Genomic DNA, 21,600 nt, shown 5'->3' on the forward strand with positions numbered 1-21,600 from the left:
CTGCCTAAATCTAATATGAATTAAAGGGGGAGCAAGCATGAAATTTAAAAAGATGAGCTTATTATTCGCGGCTGGCGTCCTTGCCATGACTACAGTGGCTGGCTGCGGCGGAAGCAAAAACGCTTCCGATGGTACTTCATCATCGACCCAAAACCAGGCTGCGAGCGGAGATGGCACCGTCGATATTGAAGTATGGGGAACGAACATCGGTTATAAACCGGTGACCAAAGGCAGCAAGCTGTACGAATTTTATAAGGAAAAGCTTGGCGTGGGCGTCATCAATCCGTATGTGGAATGGAACGGAGGCACTAACTACCTTAACCAGTTAAATTTGAAGATCGCCGCGAACGAAATGCCGGATCTGTTCGTGCCCCAGCAGGGCATCGAGGACAATTTGGCCAAAAACGGCGCGGTTGCCGACCTGACGGACCTGCTGCCTAAATATGCGCCGAATGTATTGAAGGCGATCCCGGAAGATATGTGGAATGTGGTCAAGGCGAACGATCCGACGGGTCAAGGGAGAATCTTCTATATCCCTAATGTCGTCGAATACGGAAGATACGCCAGCATGATCCGCCAGGACTGGCTTGACAAGCTGGGTCTGGCGATGCCGAAGACGCAGGACGAATACGTGAAGGTGCTGGAGGCATTCCGGGACAAGGATCCGAACGGCAACGGCCAGAAGGATGAGCTTCCGACCGGCGGCCGGGAACAGGCCCGTTGGATGGATCATTTGTTTGCCATGTACGGCGTAGCCATGTTTGAGGGATATCCGGAATGGGACATTTACGACGGCGAGCTGACCTATTCGGCCGTAACTCCAAACATGAAAGCAGCTTTGGAGTTCATCGCCAAGCTGTACAAGGAAGGCCTCATCGATAAGGAGTCTCTATTGAACACAAAGGATAAGTGGGAGGGCAAAATCCAGTCGGATAAGGTCGGGAACTATTTTCACTGGGTAGAGCAAGGAAACCTGGTATTTGAAAATCTATATAAGAACACCGGTGTGAAGGCTGAATATTCCGTACTTCCTTTACCGCAGGTCGAGGGCTATCAAGGCTTCTACACGATGAAAAAATTTGCAAACCCGGGTTGGGTCGTCAAAAACAATAAGGATGAGAAGAAGCTGATGGCCACCCTAAAGCTGCTTAACAATATGTACGATAAGAACAATTGGAAGGATCTGTACCTCGGTGTCGAAGGCATGCACTACACCATGAAGGACGGTAAAGCCGTCAAGCTTCCCGATGACAAGAGCACGCAGGAGAATCAAATTCTGAATCCAGCCACGGGTGTAGCGACTCTGGATATGACGACGGATCTTTTCAACAGCACGGCATCGGAGGACAATAAGTGGGCCATTGATCAGGTAACCCGGAATATGCAGGAGGCTCAGAAGTACGCCAAAGACATAGCTGGCGACGGGATGCCGACCAGTATCTATGACGGCTTCCCGGACATTAACAACCGCACACTGTACGTGGAATACGCGACGAAAATTATTCTTGGGCAGTACCCGATCAGCAAATTCGATGAGTTCGTGGACAAGTGGAATAAATCGGGCGGTGAAGAAGTGACGAAGCGCGCCAGGGAATGGTATGCAAAAGTGCAGAAACAAAATTAATGTGAATGATCATCCGCCCGGCATTCTTTTGAAGTCGGGCGGATATACAGGGGGCTATCATGGGAAATCGTCTTTTGGAAGTGCTTGAAGGCCGGGGGCAAAATTATATCCTTCCCTTTCTGTGGCAGCATGGCGAAGAGGAGAAGGTGATTCGGGAGGAAATGGCCCGCGTAGATGAAGCTGGCATCCGGGCAGTGTGCGTTGAGGCCAGGCCCCATCCCGATTTTCTTGGACCAAAGTGGTGGGCCGACATGGACATCATTATGGATGAAGCCCGAAAGCGCGGCATGAAGGTATGGCTGCTGGACGACGATCATTTTCCGACGGGGCATGCGGCAGGCGGGGTGAAGGAGGCTCCGGGAGAGCTTCATCGCTTGTTTTTGGGTGAACGGTATATCGACACCATCGGTCCGGCCCAAGGCGCATCTCTGCTGCTGGACACCTTATTAATGAGCGGGCTGCGGCCTACGATCTCAACACCCCAGAACGCGAGCGGCATGAATCAACTCGTTTCCGTGGTCGCGGTCCGACGAAATCCGTTCGATGGAGCATTGCTAAGTGACTGCGTTGACATCACCGATCGAGTGCATGACGGCATCCTTTATTGGGATATCCCTGAAGGGTATTGGCGGGTGTTTGTGATTTCAGAAAATAAGGATGGCGGCAGCAAGCCACAGGAAGATTACCTGAACCCGTTAGACCGGGATTCCGTCCGAATCCTGCTCGATACAGTGTATGAGGCTGTTTACGCAAGGTACAAGGCGGACTTCGGAAAGACGTTTGCCGGTTTTTTTTCGGATGAGCCCGGATTTTATAATGATCAGACAACCTTTGACTTTCAATCGAAGCCTGGGAAACCGGGCGTGCTGCTCCCTTGGAGCCGTGAAATGCCGGCTTTGCTTGAGCAGGCGCTCGGTGAGAATTACCGTAAGCAACTGTATCTTCTGTGGCAGGATGAAGGAGAGCAATCCCATACCGTGCAGTATGCGTACATGAATATCGTCAGCAAGCTCTATGCAGACAACTTTTGCAATCAAATCGGAGCATGGTGCAGAGCCCACGGCGTCGAGTATATCGGACACGTGCTCGAAGACAACAACGTGCATGCCAGACTCGGTCCCGGCGCGGGACACTTCTTCCGCTCCCTCTGGGGGCAGGACATGTCGGGGCTCGACGTGGTGTTATGGCAGATCGTCCCCGGCTTCGACGAATTAAGCTTCCGCAGCACTTCGGGAGAGACGGACAGTGAATTCTTCCACTATGGTTTGGCTAAGCTTGGCGTGTCGCTCGGGCACATCGATCCGAAGAAACAGGGCCGGACCATGTGCGAAGTATACGGAGCCTATGGCTGGACGGAAGGGTTAAAGCTGATGAAGTGGCTGACAGACCATATGCTGGTCCGGGGCGTGAACTATTATGTGCCGCATGCTTTTACGCAAAAGGCTTTCCCGGATCCGGACTGTCCGCCGCATATGTATGCCGATGGGAAAAACCCGCAGTACCGGTATTACAAACACTTGAATCACTATATCAATCGGATCAGCCACCTGATTTCAGGCGGCAGGCATATGGCATCGGCGGCTGTTCTATACCACGCAGAGGCGGAATGGTCCGGGGAATCAATGTATTTTCATAAGCCCGTGAAAACATTGATGCAGCATCAAATCGACTGCGATGTTCTTCCTATCGATGTTCTTGTGGAAAACGCCAGCGTGATTGACGGCAGGCTGCATGTTCATCAAGAGGATTACGGATGCCTGATTGTGCCTTATGCCGAGGCGCTTCCGGCCGCGATGATTCAGCGTTTGGTCCAGTTTGCGGATCAAGGATTACCTGTTCGATGGGTTGGGGGGCTTCCGCTGCGCTCGAGCGAAGGTACGGATGTGATGGCCGAACTGTCGTGTCTTGCCACTCATGGGAGCGTGAAGCTTACAGATCTGGACACACTGGCGCAGGACCTGATGGCAGAGGGGCATGTTGAGATTAGCGTCGACTCCTACGAACCGTATCTCCGAAGCTATCATTATGTTCATGACGATCTGGATGTATTTATGTTTTTTAACGAGGACCCTCATCGAACCATTTGCACGAATGCCGTTCTGCCCGTCCAAGGTGAGATTTATGCCTATGATGCCTTCCTTAATCGGTTGAGCCGTTATAAAGATCATAGTGCAGGGGCGGTGCAGCTTGTCCTTCATCCTTACGAATCTATCATTCTGCTTCAAGGGGCCGGTCTTAAAGGTTACGCCGCCGAGCCGCCGGCGCAAACGACAGGTTCGAGCTATGAGCTCAAAGGCGAATGGATGATATCCCTTGCGAAAGCCGAACAATACCCTCATTTTGAGGAATGGGGGAGCGTGACAGATTTAATAAATATGAGTGGTCCTGATGGCTTACCGCGATTTAGCGGTACGTTCCGTTATGAAATCGAATTTGAATGGAACGAGTCGACGAAACAAGTCCTGCTGGATCTTGGTGAAGTCTATGAAACGGCGGAAGTATGGCTGAATGGCGAGCAGGCAGGAGTGCGCATTTGCCCTCCCTACACCTTCGAGATCCATGGCATGATCAGAAAGGGTACGAATAAGCTTGTCGTTGAAGTGACCAATACGCTGGTGAAGGAACAGCGCGACTTCTTGTCGTCCTTTGCGCAGCAGGAGCCAAGCGGGCTGATCGGGCCGGTGCGGTTTTGCTATTAAACGGCGGGTCTTCAGATAAGTCTCCTTGATAGGAGGCTTTTTTGTTTTGTAAAAATATTTTTCACCCGTACAACTCTTTATGCCAAGTCATACTTTTTAGGGACACACAAAAACTGTTTCTCTGGACCCACACGGTATTTGTACGCTACTATTAAAACCTATCGTTTCAACACGGATGCTACTGAATGTGTAAGGAGTTAAAAACGTGAACCATGAAGACAGACAATCGACATTGGCCATTTGGCTCAGCTTCATAAGTAATATCGTGTTAACCGCTATTAAACTCGGTGTTGGATTCTTATCCAATAGTCCGGTACTCATTGCCGATGGCGTTCATAATGCAGGAGATGTCGTCGCTACAGGCGCAGCCCTCAGTTCTATGCGGATTTCCAAGCAGCCTCCGGATGAGGATCATCCCTATGGTCATGGGAAGGCAGAGGTGCTGGGGGCAGGGGGCGTGGCCATCATTTTAGCGCTGGCGGCTCTATATATGGCCTATCACTCCGTCATGGTGCTGTTCGAACCCCCGCACAAAACGACCGTCGTCGCGCTGGCAGCAGCGGCTTTTTCTTTGATTTTGAAGCAAGTTCTGTATGTTTATACCATGGCTATCGGAAAACGTCATCGCAGCAGCGGGCTCATTGCTACAGCTTATGATCATCTGGCAGATGTCTATGCTTCCATTGCCGCGGTCATCGGCATCGCATTGGGCATGCTCGGCGATCATTACGATATCGCGATTCTCTCCTATGGCGATCCCATTGCCGGAATCGTTGTCGCTTATTTGGTGTTAAAGCTGGCGATTCATATGGGAAAATCCTCGGTCGATGTTTTGATGGAGAAAAACGTGGATTTGGAGAAAATGAACGAGCTTACGGAGTTAGTCAAAACGGTTCCGGAAGTAAAGCGTCTGGATCGCCTTCGTGCGAGAGACCACGGCCATTATATTATTGTTGATATTCGGGTCGGGGTGGCGGCTGAGCTTAGTGTTCAGGAAGGGCATGATATTTCCCGAAATATTAAACAAACGATTATGAAGCATTGCTCCGATGTCGGAGAGGTTATGGTTCATTTAAATCCATGGTATGAAGAGTAATCCGCAAATAGCTAAACCCCGCTCATTGAGCGGGGTTTAGCGCATCCTCATCCTCATCCTTATCCGTAACTTCCTCCACCATGCTGTACCGTTCCAGCGCCTTCACCGAAGCCTCCAGCATGCGTCTCTTCACATAGTCTCCTTCAAGCACCCGCACCCGTTTGCCCAGGAAGCGCAGCTTGGACAGCAGAAATTCCCTCTCATCGCCCATAACGCATACCTTCACCGTATAGGTATCGATTTGCGCGTCATACTGCACCTCCTTGTCAAAACAGCACAGCGCATACAGAATGCGCGAAAGCTCCTGGTTATACTGCGGCATGATTTGGACGAGCACTTCGGCTTTGCGGTTCTCCAGCGTCTCGCTGATCCGCGACAAAATATCGCTCACCCGCTCAAGCGGCAGCTCCTGCTCGGTGACAGAGAGGATGTTATCCAGCTTGGTGGCCATGAAGGCGCGATTGCGGATATGATGCCACAGCAGGTACCATTCCCGCTTCACCATCGAATACTCCAGCCGATACGGCACGCCCAGTTGGTTGGAGTAGACCTGCCCGCTTTTCAGGGCGTGGGTGACACGGATCCCACTCCGGTTCATGATCAGGCGGCGCAGCGGGCGCAGGAGGGGGTGGTACACCTGCTTTTCCCGGCTCCGCGCTTTCTCGATCAGGTGAGCGCCGGTGTCCATCGCTTCATCTTCGGCCAGCAGCGCCGCCAGCTTCGCCAGCGTTTCGGGCGTAAATGCTTCGGAAGCGGCGGGGTGCTCCAGCACGGTTTTCAGCCAAGCGCGTTCGTGGGCGGTGACCATGAAGGTGCCGGAGTCGTCGAGGCGCGAGATGATCTGGTAGTTAAAAATCTTTTCAAACAGATTCATAATAGGCGCGTATCTCCTTCCATTCCGCGATCATTTCGCGGCGCAGCCGGATCGGCTCAAGCACCTCGCAGCTGGAACCGAAGCTCCGCAGCCACGGCTTGATTTCCGTCGTGCCGTTTACGGTAATCTCGTAAATAAAGGCTTCGCCATCTTCTTCGACGATTTGCCCCCACTGACCCTGCAGCAGCACCCGCTCTTTGATGAAGTTCGGTCCGTCGCCGGGATTGTAAAATTTAACCCGGACCGTGACCGGTGCGCCGGTGTCGATCAGCCAGCTGTAGCGCAGCTTCTCCAGCAGCTCCTGCTGCTTCTCCGCAAACCAGACGGGATCCGCCTCTTCCGCTTCCTCAAACTGCGTGATGCCTTCCATCCGGTACTTCCGGATGCCTTCCCGGCCATAGGACAGCAGATACCAGCGGCCGTATTGATGGTCGTACACGACCTTTAACGGCAGCGTCTGTTCCAGCTTGCCCTGCGTTTTCCGTTCAAACAGCGGGTTGGTGTTCTGGGAGGCGTAGCTTTTTTCCGCTTTGGGCGAGAAGTACAGAAACCGGACCTTCCGGTGCTTGCGGATCGCATCCAGAATGGAGAACAAATGGGCTTCGTCCAAAATCCGCGAGTGGTAGTGATATTTATATAAAAAGGGCTCGACCGCATGCTTCTCCGAATGGCTTCGCATCAGCTGCTTCTTCAGTCCGTCCCGCAGCAGGTAGCCCTGCACGGAAGGAATTTGGGTACCCGCCATGACGTCCACAAAATCGTACAAATCCAGCAGCTCATCCTCGGTCAGCTCCTGAACGAGCTCGCCGCGAATGGCGTATCGGTAAGGGCGCGCTCCGCCTATTTTGCGGATCACCCCTACTTCTTCCAGGTACTTCAGGTCCTTGCGGATCGTCTTCTCATCCGGGAGCGGGAGATGGGCGGCCATCGCGTTCGTGCAGCAGTCGAGCAGCTCCAGCGCCGTAAGGGACTGCGTACCAAGCGCCCCAAGCAGCAGGGACAGCCGTTCGCTTTCCGATTCTTTCAGCGACTTGGCGCGGAACAGGAACAGCAGCATCGGGTCGGCCGAATCGTAGTAGTTGTAACGCAGCCCTTCGCTGAACTCCTTACCCTGTTCCTCCGGCAGCTGCTGGTATGTGGCCTGGACAATCTCCTTGAGGCGGCGGATCGTCTTATCGAACGTGTTCACCGAAATCCCCAGCCTCTTGGCGAACTGCTGCCGGTTATACGCCCCGCTCGTCAGCACCAGCAAGCGCAAAAACTGGATTTCTTTATCAAAGCTCTCTTTGGCCATCTGACGGTTCTCCTTTTCCGTATCGATCTCATTCTATTGTAGCAGGCGAACCGGGTGGTTAACACGTGAACCTTACCATGAGCGTGCCTTGATCGTGTGAGCGGAAACGCGAATGACGCCTGTTACACCAGATTTCTATGCCGGGTCGTAATACTTGCGCCATGTTCGTGCGCACGAAAATAAGCGATGATGACAGCAAGGAAGTTGAAACCCGCAAGCAAGGAGAGTGCAGTATGGCGATCGTGCAAATCAAGTCCACGAACCCGCAGTTTTCATTTTTGATCAAAAAGAACCCGCATTCCGGCATGATTCTCCGCAGCATCCGCAAAGGGATGGCCTACGGCTGGTATTCGGATGAGCAGACGTTCAACGTCTATTTCAAAGACGCCGATAATGAAATTTCCTATAAGCAGCATGCCGACGAGCAGTTCGAATATTTGAACGTGTCGCGTTACAACACGCCGTTATTTCCGCTCAACGCGATCAGCGAGTTTTTCGCTCACCCGCTCAAGCACCATGACGAACGTGATACGGAGGGGTATGAACATACGTTGATGATCGGCATGATTCATATCGAGCTCACGCGCTACATCGATTTTTTTGAAAAGCATCTCAAGGACTTCACGTTTCAGATTACGCATCAGGCGCATAAGAGCTACTCGCTCACGGTGACGACGCAGCGCAGCCTTTATGAGCTCCTTCACGTCGTAAGCGTGCTGTGCCTGTTCCTGTCCATGTTCGGCAACGAATATATCGATATTTCCGAGCATGTACTGGACAAATACATCCGCAGCATCAACGTGATCGACGCACCGTTTTACATTCGCAGCCTGTTCGTCCGCAATTTCCTGGCTTCCCGGGAGCGGTATAACAAGTACAAGGCGGAGCTAGAAGCATCGACCCGTTACCGAATCCAATTTGCTTACGGGGGTACAGCGCTGCAGCGCCGAAATTACATCGGCGGCGTGCTGCCTTTCGATAAGTCCATTCTCGACATCGGGTGCGGTGAAGGCTTTTATGCGCTGCCGTTTGCCGGCAAAATCGAAGGAAGCTACTACGCGGTCGATATCGACGAAGAGAGCCTGGCGGCCCTGACCCGCAAAGCGGAGTCTCGGCAAATCGATAACATTGCACCCTTCCACTCGCTGGACCATTTTCTCGAGGACTATAACGGCGAACGGGTCGACGTGATCCTGACGGAAGTTATCGAGCATATGAGCAGAGAGGAGGCGGCGCAGCTGATTCGGCAGATCGCGGCCGGGGTCGATTTTGAGCATTTGGTGATCACGACGCCGAACGCGGACTTTAACCGTTATTACGAGCTGTCCGACTTCCGCCATGACGACCATAAGTGGGAGATGGGGCAGGAGGAGTTCCAGACGTGGATGCTGGATGTGATTCAGGGGCTCGGACTGTCGCATGAATTCGCGGCGATCGGGGATGAGGTCGACCAGATCCGGACGACGCAGGGCGTTATTTTGAAGAAAGAGGGGGCTTAAAGCTCATGGAAATCCGCACAAAAATGCATACCATCTTCATGCTCGTCGGTTCCACGGAATGCGGAAAAACGACGTTTGCCCAAGACGTGCTGATTCCGGGGCTGCGGTTTGAGGATGAGACATCGAAATTAAAAGCAAACATACAATACCTGTCCTCCGACCGGATCCGCCAGGAGGTGCTCGGATATGATTATGATAAATACGATCAAGTGATGCTGGAGGCGAGCGAGCAGGCTTTTCACCTGCTGTTTGAGCGGCTGAAGATGGTTACGTCGTTTCCGGTCAATGCCGATTTCGTGGTGGTGGATACGACGGGGCTGGCGGAGGATTTTCGCGAAAAGGTACGGGAGATCGCCCGCAGCAATCACTACAACCTTGAGGTCATCGTTTTCGATTACCGGAAAAGGGAAGACTACTACGCGTCGGAGCGCTCTAAACGGCTCATCACGAATCATATCAACCGCCTGAAAAAAGACGTGCTCGGCGCGCTGCCGCGAGAAGGCTATGAGAAGATCCATAAGGTGCGGGCCAAGGACTTTTACCGGCCTGAAGAAAGCAAGGCCAATCCCGACTACCGCGTGATGATCGAGGATTTGGAGGCTTACCGGGAGACGGTTCTCCCGCATGGCCCGCAGTACATCATCGTGGGGGATGTTCATGAGTGCGTGGAAGAGCTGAAGGGCCTGCTGCTGAGCTACGGCTTCCGGATCGAGGCAGGCAAGCTGCTCGCAGGGGAGAAGCTAAGGTCTACGAAGGTCATCCTGGCTGGCGACTGGATCGATAAAGGCAAGCAGACACGTGAAATCATCGAATTTCTGTATGAGAATCGGGAACATTTCCTGTTCGTGCTGGGGAATCACGAAAATTTCGTCTACAAATACCTGCGGGGCGAGATCCAGGGCGTGGATCGGGAGCTGCTGCAGACGTATTTTGATTCCACCGAAACATTGGCAAACGATGATAAGCTGCTTGTGATGTTTAACGAACTGGTGGAAAAGGCAAAGCCCTTTTACCGCTATGTAGGAACGGACGGCCCTTCTTATTATGTAACGCATGCACCCTGCATGAAAAAGTATATCGGCAAGCTGGACGCCCAATCGGCCCGCCATCAGCGCAATTTCCGCATCGACCGGGAGGCGCCGCTGGAGGAACAGCTGTCCTTCCTGAAGGATGAGGCGGTCGGAAACCACCCGTATCATATCTTCGGTCATGTGGCCGCCAAGCAGGCTTTCCGGATCCGCAACAAAATCCATCTCGATACCGGCGCCGTGCATGGAAACGGGCTGACGTCCGTGACGGTCTCGTTCAAACCGTTCATGAAGTCGCATAAGTCGCGTACGTCCGTGCTGACCGAGGAACTACCGGCGCTGTTCCAAGAAAAACGGAAGGTGTCCGTGCAGGATTTGGGGGAAGACGATATCCGCAGGCTGCATTACTGTTCACGGCATAAAATCAACTTCATTTCCGGCACGATGTCCCCGGCGGATAAAGATATGGAGAGAAGTGAGCTGGAGTCGCTGAAGCGGGGCTTGGACTACTTCAAGGAGAACGGCGTCCTGAAGGTGGCGCTGCAGCCCAAATATATGGGATCGCGCTGCAATATTTATTTGCATCTCGACATAGAGCAGTGCTTCGCGGTAAGCCGCAACGGTTACAAGGTGAAGCAGGTGGATCTGACGGAAGTCTATCATCGGCTGCTGGCCAAGTTCGGCCCTTATATGCAGGAGCGGGGAATCCGCATGCTCATCCTGGACGGCGAGCTGATGCCGTGGAACGCCCTTGGTGAAGGGCTGATCCAGCGGCAGTTCAAGCCGATCGAGAAGGCGCTTGAGGGCGAGCTTTCCTTTTTGCAGCAACATGGTTTCGAATCCGCTCTGCAGTCATTGACCGAGCAGTATCAGGCCAGCGGCTTCGAGCAGGATCAATACCGCATGCCTAAAAAAGACCTAAGCGACAAATACGGCGCCAGCGTGTACCAGAACTATAAGCATATACACGAAATTGTGGAGACGTCCGTATCGTTGGCAGAGCATGTCGTAGCTTACGAAACGTACAAAAGACAGCTGGAGCTGTATGCCGAAGCAGGGGAGATGGAGTATAAACCGTTCGCCATCTTGAAAATCGTCTTTGAAAACGGCGGGGAAGAATTGCCGCAGTGGACGACATCGGAGATGTACGGCTTCTTGTCGGATGATGAATCGGTCTCGCTTGATTTGTCCGAACCGGAGAGTTATGCAGAGGCGGAGCGGTTCTTTGCCAAGCTGACGACGGAGAAGCACATGGAAGGCGTCGTTATCAAGCCCGAGGCTTGGGACGGCCGGACGGTACCGTACATGAAAGTGCGCAACCCGGACTACCTGTCCATTATTTACGGCTACGACTACCGGTTCCCGCATAAGTACCGGAAGCTGCTGAAGCAGAAAAGCATCGCCCGCAAGCTGCGGACCTCGCAGAACGAATACCGGCTTGGCCTCCGGATGCTTGGCGTGAAATACGACGAGATCGAACCGATGCATGCGGCGTACCAGGAAGCGGCGGCCAATCTGCTGTTTGAGGTCGCCCAGGAGCAGGAGATCGATCCACGGCTGTAGCGTTCGATTCTCCCCCATGTAGATCCAATGAGAAAGACCACCTCTATGGGTGGTCTTTTTAAAGACTCATTCTTCTTCCTCCTCTAAAAGCTGCTTCAAGCGCAGCATATTTGTACTCCAGAATTGGGTATAATAAGCCACCCAATCTTGAATTTCCTGGAGCGGGGAGGCGTTCAGCCTGAATCGTGTTTCTCTGCCGACTTTCCGGTCAACGACCAGTCCGGCCTCTTTCAGAATGCTCAAATGCTTGGATACCGCTGTCCGGCCCATCTGGAAATGTGGCGTCAGTTCATGAAGCGGGAGCTCCTCCGCCTCGGATAACAGACGAATCAGTCGGCGTCTGGTTGGATCTGCAACGGCGTCAAATACATCCCGGTTCTCATTGTTCTCGCTCACAGCACTCTCTCCTAAGCCTTATTGTCGTCTCATGATGTGACACCTTTTGGTGACAATTTAATTGTATGACACCATTTGGTGTCGTGTCAACGTTTTTGCCGTGTGAAATGGGACCGCCGCCGGGGTATCCCGTGCATAACCATCCGTTGGTTCCCAATAACTTCTTGCGTCACTTTACGGTCACTTTACAAACCGAATGTATACTAGAAATACAGCAGTATATCAACCATTTTACACAAAGAAAGGGTGCAGCTATGGGAATTCATACGTACTTTCAATCGCTGAACGACCTCGAACGCATCATTCGTTGTCCCGGCAAGTTCAAATTTGAAGAGCACAGCGTTTCCGCCCATTCCTGGAAGGTTGTCCAGTACGCCAAAACGCTGGCTGATATTGAGGAAACCAACGGAGTCACGGTGGACTGGAAGAAGCTGTACGAAATTACCAGCAGTCATGATTACGGCGAGATTTTTATCGGGGATATCAAAACGCCCGTGAAGCACCACTCCCTCGAACTGCGTGCAATGCTTCAGCAAGTGGAGGAAGGCATGGTCGCTCATTTCATTGATGAGCATATTCCGTCTGAGTTTCAGCCGATTTTCCGCAGACAACTGCGTGAAGGCAAGGACGACTCCGTTGAAGGCAGAATCCTAGAAGTAGCCGATAAACTGGATCAAATCTACGAGGCCTTTACAGAACTGCAGCGCGGAAACACGGAAAAAGAGTTCGTCGTCATGTACAGAGATGCTCTTATCAAAATTAAAGGTATCAAGCTTCATTGCGTTGACTACTTTTTGCAGCATATTCTCCCCGATTTAGTCAGCGAAGGGTCCAGATCCCCGATCGATATCGAGAAAATTACGAAAGAAGCCTTAGCCACATAATTCATGATTTGCATCATTGTTTGTATCCTCCTGCCTTTCAATCTTTTTGAACCTCAGTTCATCCTCTCAAGCTTTACAGCTTCAATAGATTTCTCCTCTTTTTTCAAAAAATATTTCCCTACATATACGCTTCGAACCAAGATGAGGCCATGCGGCTCTATGGCTACCTTCGTCAGATCCCCGCTTTTTGCACCATTCCATCAGCTTCATATCCCATTTAAGTTCCATTTAAATATTCGGGTTTACTCTAGGGCTATCCCATTATAGCCACAAGGAGTAATCATCCATGAACAATAAGAAAAAGAAGTCCAAGCGCATTCTGCTCATCAGTCTCACGCTGTCCGTTGCCACGGTCGGCAGTATCCTGTACGGACTGGCCGACCGGTATTTGATCCCGCATGTGGAGGAGGTCGTTGCCCAGCCCAGCACGGCAGCAGCCATATCGTCGTCCGCTTCCGGTAGGCAGTCGGCGAGTACAACGAAAACAGCTGCTACGAATACATCGACGAATACAGAATCTGCGACATCCACGGCCTCAGCGGCAAACGTAACCTCTGACGACTGGAACTACAAGAGCGATAACGTCGATATTTCGATCAAGCAAGTGGAGACCGGTACAGGCGCGGATAAAATTACGTATTACGTCGCCGATGTTCAGCTGAAGGACGCGTCCAATCTTCGGACAGCCTTCGCGGACAATTCCTTCGGCCGCAACATTACCGAGCACACCTCGGAGATCGCATCCGCCAACAACGCCATTTTTGCCATCAACGGGGACTATTACGGGTTCCGAAATGACGGCGTCGTCATCCGTAACGGCACCTTGTACCGTGATGAGCCTGCGCGTGACGGGCTGGCGCTGTTCGGTGACGGCACGATGAAATCGTATAACGAGGAGGAGGTTTCCGCCGACGATTTGCTTGCCGAAGGGGTAACGAATACCTTTTCGTTTGGACCGGTACTGGTGAAAGGCGGCACCGCGGTGCAGAACTTCGATAACGTCAAAATCGATACCAACTTCGGCAACCGCACGATCGACGAGGCGAATCCGCGGACGGGGATCGGCATTATTTCGCCGAATCACTACGTGTTTGTTGTGGTGGACGGGCGGCAGCAGAATTACAGCCGGGGCATGACGCTGAACGAGTTTGCGAATCTGTTTGAGGACCTGGGAGCGACCGAGGCCTACAACCTCGACGGCGGCGGTTCATCGACCATGTACTTTATGGGCCGGGTCGTCAACAGTCCTGGGGGCAAAGGCCAGGAGCGCGGCGTCAGCGACATTATTTATGTTGGCGAATAACGGACCGACGAAGCTGAAGGAGGCTACCGACATGACAACCGTATTGATTCCGGCCTATGAGCCTGACGAGAGACTGCTGCAGCTGATTGCTGCCTTGAAAGCGGCTTGCCGCTGCAGGATCGTCGTGGTCGATGACGGCAGCGGGGAGGCCTATGGGGAGCTGTTTGATTCGGCTCGCCAGGCCGGCTGCATCGTACTGACCCACGACCATAACTTTGGCAAAGGGCGGGCCTTGAAGACCGGCTTCGCCTTCCTGAAGAAGGCGGGTGAAGTGGGAGGGATTGTCTGCGCGGACAGCGACGGACAGCACCTTCCGGCCGATATCGTCCGGATTGCCGCGGCGGTCGATGAGCATCCGGACCAAATCGTGCTCGGCTGCCGGCATTTTACCGGAAGGGTACCGCTGCGAAGCCGGTTCGGCAACCAAGCGACACGCTTGGTGTACGCCTTGACGACCGGCCGCTCCGTCACGGATACGCAGACGGGCCTTCGCGGCTTCTCGCCGGCGATGCTGGACTGGCTGTGCAGCATTCCGGGCGACCGTTTTGAGTATGAAATGAACATGCTGCTGCAGGCACGCGGAGACGGATACCCGATCCATGAGGTGCCTATTGATACCGTCTATTTGGAAAAAAACAAGTCTTCCCATTTCCGTCCGGTGGCGGACTCCATCCGGATCTATGCCCCTATCCTGAAGTTTTGCTCTTCGTCCGTACTCTCGGCGGGGCTGGATTTCCTGCTGCTGTTCGTGCTTCAGTTCGTTACCGGCAGCCTGCTGGCTGCCGTAGTCGGTTCACGGTTGTGCAGCGCCATATTCAACTATGCTATGAACCGGCGCTATGTATTTGTGAAAAAGGACACCCCCCGGCTGATCGAATCGGCTCCGAAATATTTTGCACTAGTCGCGCTTGTTATGGTATTAAATTACGGGCTGTTAGTATTGTTCCACGAAATGGTGGGGATTCCGCTTTTCATCGCCAAGCTGCTCACCGAAGGCGCCTTGTTCGTGTTCAGCTACTGGTGCCAGCGCAAATTCGTGTTCCGTTCCCGGGCGCGAGCCGGGGGAAGGCCGCCCAAAGCTTATTTTAAGAGATATAAGAAAGTGTGAGCCTTGCAAGGTCGTGGTCCTTATATCGCAAAAGAAAGTTTCGCTAAATGCGGGCCGGATTTCTATAAAAAGAGCGATCCTATGCGGAACGCTCTTTTTCGTCTATTTATGCTTTTTGAACAGGGTTAGCTTCTATTAAATTCCTCGTTTAAACGGCTCACGTAATGTTCCAACACGTAGTCCCTCACAAATTTTTCCTTAGCCTCGCTGTCCTCTTTCCTTTGAAACAACACGTTCCTTTTCGTTCGTTCCGGTGCAGGCTTGTTAAGCCAGAGCTCCAAGGCCTCGCTCTCCAGCTGACGCTTCACCCTTCGTTCCGTTAGGTGATCCGCCTGTTTCCGGCTCTGGGTTTGAACCGCCGGGGACAAGGACGCCGCCGCTTCGGTCTGCTTCATAAGGAGCTCGGTAAGACGTTCGACTTTTTCCTGCTCACGCTGCAGCAGTTCGAGAAGATGCTGATTAAATTGCTCCTGGTTGTTAAAGCGATCGCTCACGGATTTCTCCAGTTCGGACAAGGCTTCGGCAAGATTATCGCTCACGCGCTCATCCTTATGGACGCTGGTATCGCTCACGGTCGTGATCGTGGATGGCTGGCCCAACAGCACCTCCTCAACCTGCTCCCCGTTCAGCCCCTTGGAGTATTCGTCACGGATCCGGGCCAGTGTGGGAATAGACGCGGAAGATATCAGATAGCTTTTATGCTGCTTTTTCGTATGCAAGTGATGTCCGTGCCGGTCCATGTATCGCCTGATTGTTGGCTGAGGGATTTCAAGCTGTCCCGCCAAATCGGAAACTTTCAGCCATTGCTCATCGCTCATGTGCGCTCACTCTCCCATCATCATACGCTCATAGCTGATATATTCTGGACGCGGGGGGCTTTTTCCTTCGAGTGTGGAGCAATTAGGTTCACTCAATCGTTCACGGCTGGGGTGGCTGGACTTCAAGAGCCGGATTATTCAGTCCTCGGCATTCCCGGGGCGTTACTTCTCACGATTAGCAGCGTTTATAGATAAGAGGTTACGATATTTTCAAATCATAACAACCATTTCTTAAATGATATGGAAAATAGAACGTATATAATGATGTGCATCAACTAGCGAAAGTGAGAGGATGGTCATTAACAAGCTCGCATTATTTTCGGCTTCGATTTTAATGTTCGGTTTTCTTGTGGGTTGCAGCAAAGATCAGACGATAAACAGTCCCTCAACAGGTACGGAAGCAACAACAGAATCTCGGATAACAACGAATTCACAACTAGAGAATCATATGAATACGGCGGATCAGTCACCGGATGCGAAATCTTGGTCTTCGGAGAACAAGGAGGTAAAGCTGACGCCGGTTAAGGAAGGGCAATATTCGTATGAATCCGTAGCCGTTGACGTGAATGGTGTGAACAAGGCTTTCGACTGGAGCTTTTCGACGACTGAGGACCCGCGGATTTACTACACGGATGTTACCGGCGACGGGAAGGGAGAAGCGGTGATCATCCTTAATAAGGGAAAAGGGACTGGACTGAATATTGATGAATTGCATGTGCTGAACGGGACGGATCTCTCCGAAATCAAAGTGCAAAGCTACCAGGACATTGTCGCCGGCCAGATCGAAACGGGGGTTACCCGGAAAAATGATCAGACTTTAGCCATTAAAGTTAAGTCACAGGGAAAAGAACATCAATTTGATTATCAGGTTGCCGGTATAAACTTTAAACAGGACAAGCTTAGTTTTGGCGGCGTCATCTATTATTGGATGAAGAATCAACAAATCGTCACCACGTTAGGCGCGAGCGTTGGCATTTCTCCGCAATACGTAGGCGATTTTCAGATCACTTATAAATTCGATCCTGCAGAAAATGAATTGATTGCTGATCAAATCAGATTTGAGCCCGTTCACAGATAAGATGATCAGTGGTTAAAAAGGAGGCACCGGTCAACTAACCTGCGTCTCCTTTCCGTTTCAAAGTATGACTCCCCAATGCTACAACTTCCAAATCCGATACAAAATGACCGCCGCCTCAGCCCGGGTAAGCGGACCTTGCGGCGCGATCTTACCGTTGCTGCCGGTGACGATGCCGGCTTTCACGAGCGCAGCCGCACTATCCTTAGCGTAGTTTGCAATGCTTGCGGCGTCGGCGTATGCGCTCAGGCTCCCGCTGCCCCCAATTGTTTTTCCGGCAGCGGCTAAAGCACGTGCAGTGAGCACCATCATCTCCTGGCGGGTGATCGGGCTGTTTGGCTTGAATGTACGGTCTGGCAAACCAACCGCAATGCCCAGCTCATTGGCTGTGTTCAACTCGCTACGATTATAAGCGATTGGATCGACATCGCTGAATGCGGTTTTCGGGCTGCCTGTACCTTGGAGCTCCAGCGCCCGAACCAGAAAGACCACGAAGTCGGCCCTCTTGATTAACGCTTCAGGAGAGAAGCGGCTCTCGGACATTCCATCGATGACTCCGCGGGCGGCCATGGCGTCAATGGCTGGCTTGGCCCAAGGGATGTTTTGCAGGTCTGTGAAGGCAGTGGACGCGTAGGTGACCGCATAAGTACTGAAATGGGTGGTGTGGAATACCACTATTCCAGTGGCGGCATCATAGCGGCCGTTAGGAATAGGGGGCGCCTGGCCTTGGCCGTCGACATACCAAACTACAATCTGATCCGGATGGCTTAATTCCTTAGCAGTCGGCTTGTATGGGATTTCCACCGTCACAGGCGCTGCAGGATTGTTCCATTCCAAGGTTCTGCCGCCTGCTGCAAGGCTCAGCTCGATCACCGGACGGCTGCCGATCCGTTCACGATCGGCTGCATTTAGGTTCAAATGGTCCGTCGATGCGGTTCCGATGCGAACCGATACCTGCCCGGATAGATCTGTCTGATTGGACAGCATGCCGCTTGGAATTCGAAGAACAGCGGAATCCGTCTTCAGCAGCAGCTCGAAGGATTCTTTTCCACTAAGGGTTTGAGCCGGGAGCTGGACTTCAACGGAACCGGTGCCGGGCAGCTTTGCCGCCTCGATCACGATTTGCTTCTTCCCATTGCTGGGTACTGCCGCTTGCTCCAGCGCCTTTTTCAGGTTGTCGGCAGAAATGGTACTCACGGCACGTCCGTCTTGGATTTTCGCTTCCGGCTTGATTGTAATGACACCATCGGCGCTCACGGTAATCCCGGTTTGCGGGCTGCCGCCGCCGTTGCTGTTATTGCCGTTGCTGTTGCCGCCATTACCGCTTCCGCTATTACTGCCGTTTCCGTTATTGCCTCCGTTACCTCCGTTGTTTCCGCCACCGCCCTCATTGCCTGAGCCATTGTCGCCCGGATTGGCGGGTTTGCCGGTGAGGGTCAGTACGCCGAACACGGATGGATCCTGGTAGCCGTTGCCGGTCGTGTCGTTCCAGGCGGCGACGCTTTGACGGGTGCCGTCTTTCGCGTCATTGACCTGGGCGTCGAAACCAAGCTTCAGCTGATTGGCTGGCGTTACCGTCTTGAGCGGAATTTTCATTTCTACCGTGTAGTTTGTGCCGGCTGCTTTGGTCGCCGACTCGAAGCCATCTGCGATCTTGGGCGGATTAAAGGAAGTTTCGTTATCAAAATTAATGCGGAACTGCCCGTCGTCATCTTGGTAGAACGTAGTTTTTGCGTTGTTCTCGTCCAGGAAGATTTCGACGGAGTCCTGCTCCCATGCGTTCGCGCTGGATTTGTCCAGCTGAGCGTCGCTAACCTGGATTAGCACGTACAGGTTGTGGTCGTCCCAGAGTGCTTTGGCTGTGCCCGTCGCGCCCTGCCATGCCATCTGATAGCGGTTGACCGGCATGGTGGCCGCTTGGTTCCATACCGCGTCGACCGTCCCGTCAATCACCGGCGTGCCGTATGCCGCGGTGGATTGGTTGGCATTGCCCGACTCGGGCGGATGCTCCATGATAAATTTGTCCGAATCAATGACGCCGTAGTATGCCGGCTTGGCTTGAAGATTTTTATCAAACAACAACGGGTTGGAAGAGGCCCTCCAGCTTGTACCGTCGTCCATCCCCCAGAAGGTGACCCGGCTGATGTCGGCGGCATGGTCCTTGAATATCTTCATCAATTGCGCGTACAAGTAGCCCTGGGCGTTGGCCAGCTTCTCGGGGAGCTCGTAGTTGCTGCCGGCCTGGATGTCCAGCTCGCTGATGCTGACCTCGACCCCTAAGGAGATGAACTTCTCCAGGGAAAGCTTCACATTTTCCGGATTCGTGTTCACATTGTAGTGCCCCTGCATGCCGACACCGTCGACAAGCTTCTTGCCGGGATGCGTTTCGGCATATCTGTCGTTCATGGCTTTGACCATGTTATAAATGGCCTGGGCCTTATTCTGGTTGTCCTCGTTATAATCGTTGTAATACAGCTTGATATCCCAATCCGGATGGTCGTCCAGCACTTCCCTGGCCGCAAGGAACGCCTGCTCAACGTAGTCCGGCCCGATCGCGTTATACCAAGGGGATTTGCGCAGCGACGCTTCCCAATCCGCCGGATTTGGCGGGTTGTCGTTCATCGCTTCGTTGACGACGTCCCAGGAGATCACCTTGTCTCCGAAATGCTCCATGACGGTTTGAATATGGGTCCGCAGGTTGTTCAGCGCTTCCTCGCGGCTCAGAGGGACCGTGTTACCCTGCGCGTCCTGAGCCGTATTCATCCACGCCGGCGACTGCTGATGCCATACCAGCACATGCCCGTGCATCTGCATGCCTGCAGCCCGAACTTTATCGACCATTGCATCGGCTGCGGTGAACGTGAAGCTGCCCTTCGTCGGCTGCAGCGCATCCGGCTTCATGGCGTTCCCCGCCGTGGCGACGTTGTGATGCATGGTTAACAGCTCCAGCCGTACGCCTTCCAGATCCTCCGCTGAGATGGCGTTTCCGATCAGAAAATCGCTCTGGTACGCTTTCTTGACCGGAATCAGATCTTTCTGGATTTCGACTGGCGTCGAGCCGGTTTTTTCGAAGCTGATATCGTCGATATAAAAGGAGGCTTCCGCGTTATTTGAACTTTCCACATAGAGGGTTAAGTATTCGCCGCCCACGCTGTTGTAACGGTAGGTTCCTTCAAATTGGACCCAGCCGTCATCGGTGCTGATCGTTTTCGGGGCCAGGGTTACATAACTTGCGCTGCCACCGCTGCCGATCTGGGTGGACAGTTGAATCTGCGAGCTGGCGGGGCTGATTAGCTTGACCCAGGCCGATATTTTATACTCGGCGCCCTTATCCACGTATTTCTCCACGTGTAATGACGGCCCATGCCAGGTGGCTGTCCTGTTTTCCACTTTAAGGGCATATGCACCGCCCGGTGTATGGTTGGCTTCATCGGTGACGGTCAGCTTCTCCGTGCCGGATCGGCCTTCAAAGCCACCGGGGGTCTGATCCTCAAAAGTAATTGTGCTGAAAGGCAAGGCCGGATCTCTAGGCGGTTCTTCGTTTCCGCCCCCGCCGGAGGCAGCTTTTTCGGTGATGAGGATGTCGCCGAGGTAGAAGGGGACTGTGGCACCGGAGGTGTTGGATTGAACACGCAGTCGAGTATCGCCGCTGCTGGTATCCAAGGTGAATTCTTTGGTCAACGTAAAAGCTTCCCCAGCTCTAAAAGCTGCGCCGGCCAGCCAGCCGTAGCTTTTGTCAACGGTTTGAAGATACGCTTGGGCGTCGTCAGGAACGGTGGCTTCAGCGTCCACATATCCTTTAACGGTGATCGTGTAAGTTTTGCCGTTTTGGATTCCTAAGTCGGTGTAGTTGAAATCAGCCGCATCGTAATCGTGGGTACGATTGCTTACATAAAGAGCACCTCCGTCCTCATTCCCGTCAAACACTTTGCCAGAGACCTGCGCGAGGTTGGCGCCTCCCGATTGAACGGCTTTGCCAATCCCGTCCGCAAAGGTTTCATGGTATACCACCGTTACCGTATCTGCATCCGCGCTTACATCCGTGGCCAGCCAGCCCGATGGCATGATCAGAGCCGCGGCAATTACGGCTGAAAAGGCTTGTTTCATCCATTTATTCATTCATTGCACTCCCCCTGCACCAATGGTTTGTTGATTAAGCGCTTACATTTATACTCAGCGAATCCTCCTTTCCCGCCAAGATGATACCATTCGCCTGAAACGTGCGTCTTACAGCAAATGAAAGGAAATACCGTGCTTTTTTTATATATTTCTGAGAGCAGAAGAAAAGGGGAATCAAACGAAGTTCGGTCGGCCGGGCCGCAGGAAGTTCGCTGCATCT

General features: G+C 52.8%; 14 protein-coding genes. 9 read left to right on the top strand and 5 right to left on the bottom strand.

Going from position 1 to position 21,600, the window contains the following annotated elements; translation table 11 throughout:
- The first annotated feature begins 37 nt into the window (after positions 1-37).
- The 3 genes from ABID47_RS18330 (at position 38) to ABID47_RS18340 (ending at position 5,419) form a co-directional block, all read left to right on the top strand.
- Positions 38-1,624, top strand: a complete 1,587-nt coding sequence (locus tag ABID47_RS18330) for a type 2 periplasmic-binding domain-containing protein (protein WP_354498889.1) — start codon at positions 38-40, stop codon at positions 1,622-1,624.
- A 59-nt stretch (positions 1,625-1,683) separates the two neighbouring features.
- Positions 1,684-4,323 (top strand): glycosylhydrolase-like jelly roll fold domain-containing protein, encoded by a 2,640-nt coding sequence (locus ABID47_RS18335; protein WP_354498891.1) that lies wholly within the window; start codon positions 1,684-1,686, stop codon positions 4,321-4,323.
- Positions 4,324-4,528: 205 nt separating this feature from the next.
- Positions 4,529-5,419, top strand: a complete 891-nt coding sequence (locus ABID47_RS18340; RefSeq protein WP_354498893.1) for a cation diffusion facilitator family transporter — start codon at positions 4,529-4,531, stop codon at positions 5,417-5,419.
- Between the two features lie 22 nt (positions 5,420-5,441).
- Here the strand turns inward: ABID47_RS18340 and ABID47_RS18345 are convergent, their stop codons facing one another.
- Both ABID47_RS18345 and ABID47_RS18350 read right to left on the bottom strand, forming a co-directional pair.
- Positions 5,442-6,293, bottom strand: a complete 852-nt coding sequence (locus tag ABID47_RS18345) for a WYL domain-containing protein (RefSeq protein WP_354498895.1) — start codon at positions 6,291-6,293, stop codon at positions 5,442-5,444.
- Entirely contained in the window at positions 6,280-7,587 is a 1,308-nt protein-coding gene (locus ABID47_RS18350; RefSeq protein WP_354498897.1) for a helix-turn-helix transcriptional regulator, read from the bottom strand. The genes ABID47_RS18345 and ABID47_RS18350 overlap by 14 nt, the downstream gene beginning before the upstream one ends.
- 233 nt (positions 7,588-7,820) lie before the next feature.
- On the opposite strand from ABID47_RS18350, the gene ABID47_RS18355 reads away from it, so the two are divergent.
- Both ABID47_RS18355 and ABID47_RS18360 read left to right on the top strand, forming a co-directional pair.
- On the top strand, positions 7,821-9,086 hold the full coding sequence (locus ABID47_RS18355) for a class I SAM-dependent methyltransferase (protein ID WP_354498899.1): 1,266 nt from the start codon (positions 7,821-7,823) through the stop codon (positions 9,084-9,086).
- A gap of 5 nt (positions 9,087-9,091) precedes the next feature.
- Positions 9,092-11,677, top strand: a complete 2,586-nt coding sequence (locus ABID47_RS18360; protein ID WP_354498901.1) for a metallophosphoesterase — start codon at positions 9,092-9,094, stop codon at positions 11,675-11,677.
- Positions 11,678-11,743: 66 nt separating this feature from the next.
- Here ABID47_RS18360 and ABID47_RS18365 read toward each other — a convergent pair whose 3' ends face one another.
- Positions 11,744-12,073: an ArsR/SmtB family transcription factor gene (locus tag ABID47_RS18365; RefSeq protein ID WP_192716147.1), complete on the bottom strand. Its 330-nt coding sequence runs from the start codon at positions 12,071-12,073 to the stop codon at positions 11,744-11,746.
- Between the two features lie 254 nt (positions 12,074-12,327).
- Between ABID47_RS18365 and ABID47_RS18370 the strand changes: the two genes are divergently transcribed.
- The 3 genes from ABID47_RS18370 to ABID47_RS18380 all read left to right on the top strand — a co-directional run bounded on the left by ABID47_RS18370 (position 12,328) and on the right by ABID47_RS18380 (position 15,368).
- Complete coding sequence (locus ABID47_RS18370; RefSeq protein WP_089549375.1) at positions 12,328-12,957, top strand: HD domain-containing protein; 630 nt, start codon at positions 12,328-12,330, stop codon at positions 12,955-12,957.
- Between the two features lie 286 nt (positions 12,958-13,243).
- Positions 13,244-14,260: a phosphodiester glycosidase family protein gene (locus ABID47_RS18375; protein WP_354498904.1), complete on the top strand. Its 1,017-nt coding sequence runs from the start codon at positions 13,244-13,246 to the stop codon at positions 14,258-14,260.
- A 31-nt stretch (positions 14,261-14,291) separates the two neighbouring features.
- A complete protein-coding gene (locus ABID47_RS18380; protein ID WP_354498906.1) occupies positions 14,292-15,368 on the top strand; it encodes a bifunctional glycosyltransferase family 2/GtrA family protein in 1,077 nt (358 codons plus the stop codon).
- A 125-nt stretch (positions 15,369-15,493) separates the two neighbouring features.
- Here the strand turns inward: ABID47_RS18380 and ABID47_RS18385 are convergent, their stop codons facing one another.
- Complete coding sequence (locus tag ABID47_RS18385) at positions 15,494-16,186, bottom strand: hypothetical protein (RefSeq protein WP_354498908.1); 693 nt, start codon at positions 16,184-16,186, stop codon at positions 15,494-15,496.
- A 292-nt stretch (positions 16,187-16,478) separates the two neighbouring features.
- Between ABID47_RS18385 and ABID47_RS18390 the strand changes: the two genes are divergently transcribed.
- Complete coding sequence (locus ABID47_RS18390) at positions 16,479-17,264, top strand: hypothetical protein (RefSeq protein WP_354498910.1); 786 nt, start codon at positions 16,479-16,481, stop codon at positions 17,262-17,264.
- Between the two features lie 78 nt (positions 17,265-17,342).
- On the opposite strand, the gene ABID47_RS18395 is transcribed toward ABID47_RS18390, so the two are convergent.
- Positions 17,343-21,380, bottom strand: coding sequence for an endo-1,4-beta-xylanase (locus tag ABID47_RS18395; RefSeq protein ID WP_354498912.1), 4,038 nt, complete (start codon positions 21,378-21,380; stop codon positions 17,343-17,345).
- Positions 21,381-21,600 lie beyond the last annotated feature (220 nt).

The sequence above is a fragment of the Paenibacillus favisporus genome (assembly GCF_040545415.1).
GTDB lineage: Bacteria > Bacillota > Bacilli > Paenibacillales > Paenibacillaceae > Paenibacillus_AQ > Paenibacillus_AQ favisporus.

Bases quoted from the DNA above. Each gene is read 5' to 3' on its own strand.
- ABID47_RS18330 (WP_354498889.1), top strand. From the start codon at position 38: ATGAAATTTAAAAAGATGAGCTTATTATTCGCGGCTGGCGTCCTTGCC.
- ABID47_RS18335 (WP_354498891.1), top strand. From the start codon at position 1,684: ATGGGAAATCGTCTTTTGGAAGTGCTTGAAGGCCGGGGGCAAAATTAT.
- ABID47_RS18345 (WP_354498895.1), bottom strand. From the start codon at position 6,293: ATGAATCTGTTTGAAAAGATTTTTAACTACCAGATCATCTCGCGCCTC.
- ABID47_RS18350 (WP_354498897.1), bottom strand. From the start codon at position 7,587: ATGGCCAAAGAGAGCTTTGATAAAGAAATCCAGTTTTTGCGCTTGCTG.
- ABID47_RS18355 (WP_354498899.1), top strand. From the start codon at position 7,821: ATGGCGATCGTGCAAATCAAGTCCACGAACCCGCAGTTTTCATTTTTG.
- ABID47_RS18360 (WP_354498901.1), top strand. From the start codon at position 9,092: ATGGAAATCCGCACAAAAATGCATACCATCTTCATGCTCGTCGGTTCC.
- ABID47_RS18370 (WP_089549375.1), top strand. From the start codon at position 12,328: ATGGGAATTCATACGTACTTTCAATCGCTGAACGACCTCGAACGCATC.
- ABID47_RS18375 (WP_354498904.1), top strand. From the start codon at position 13,244: ATGAACAATAAGAAAAAGAAGTCCAAGCGCATTCTGCTCATCAGTCTC.
- ABID47_RS18380 (WP_354498906.1), top strand. From the start codon at position 14,292: ATGACAACCGTATTGATTCCGGCCTATGAGCCTGACGAGAGACTGCTG.
- ABID47_RS18385 (WP_354498908.1), bottom strand. From the start codon at position 16,186: ATGAGCGATGAGCAATGGCTGAAAGTTTCCGATTTGGCGGGACAGCTT.
- ABID47_RS18390 (WP_354498910.1), top strand. From the start codon at position 16,479: ATGGTCATTAACAAGCTCGCATTATTTTCGGCTTCGATTTTAATGTTC.
- ABID47_RS18395 (WP_354498912.1), bottom strand. From the start codon at position 21,380: ATGAATAAATGGATGAAACAAGCCTTTTCAGCCGTAATTGCCGCGGCT.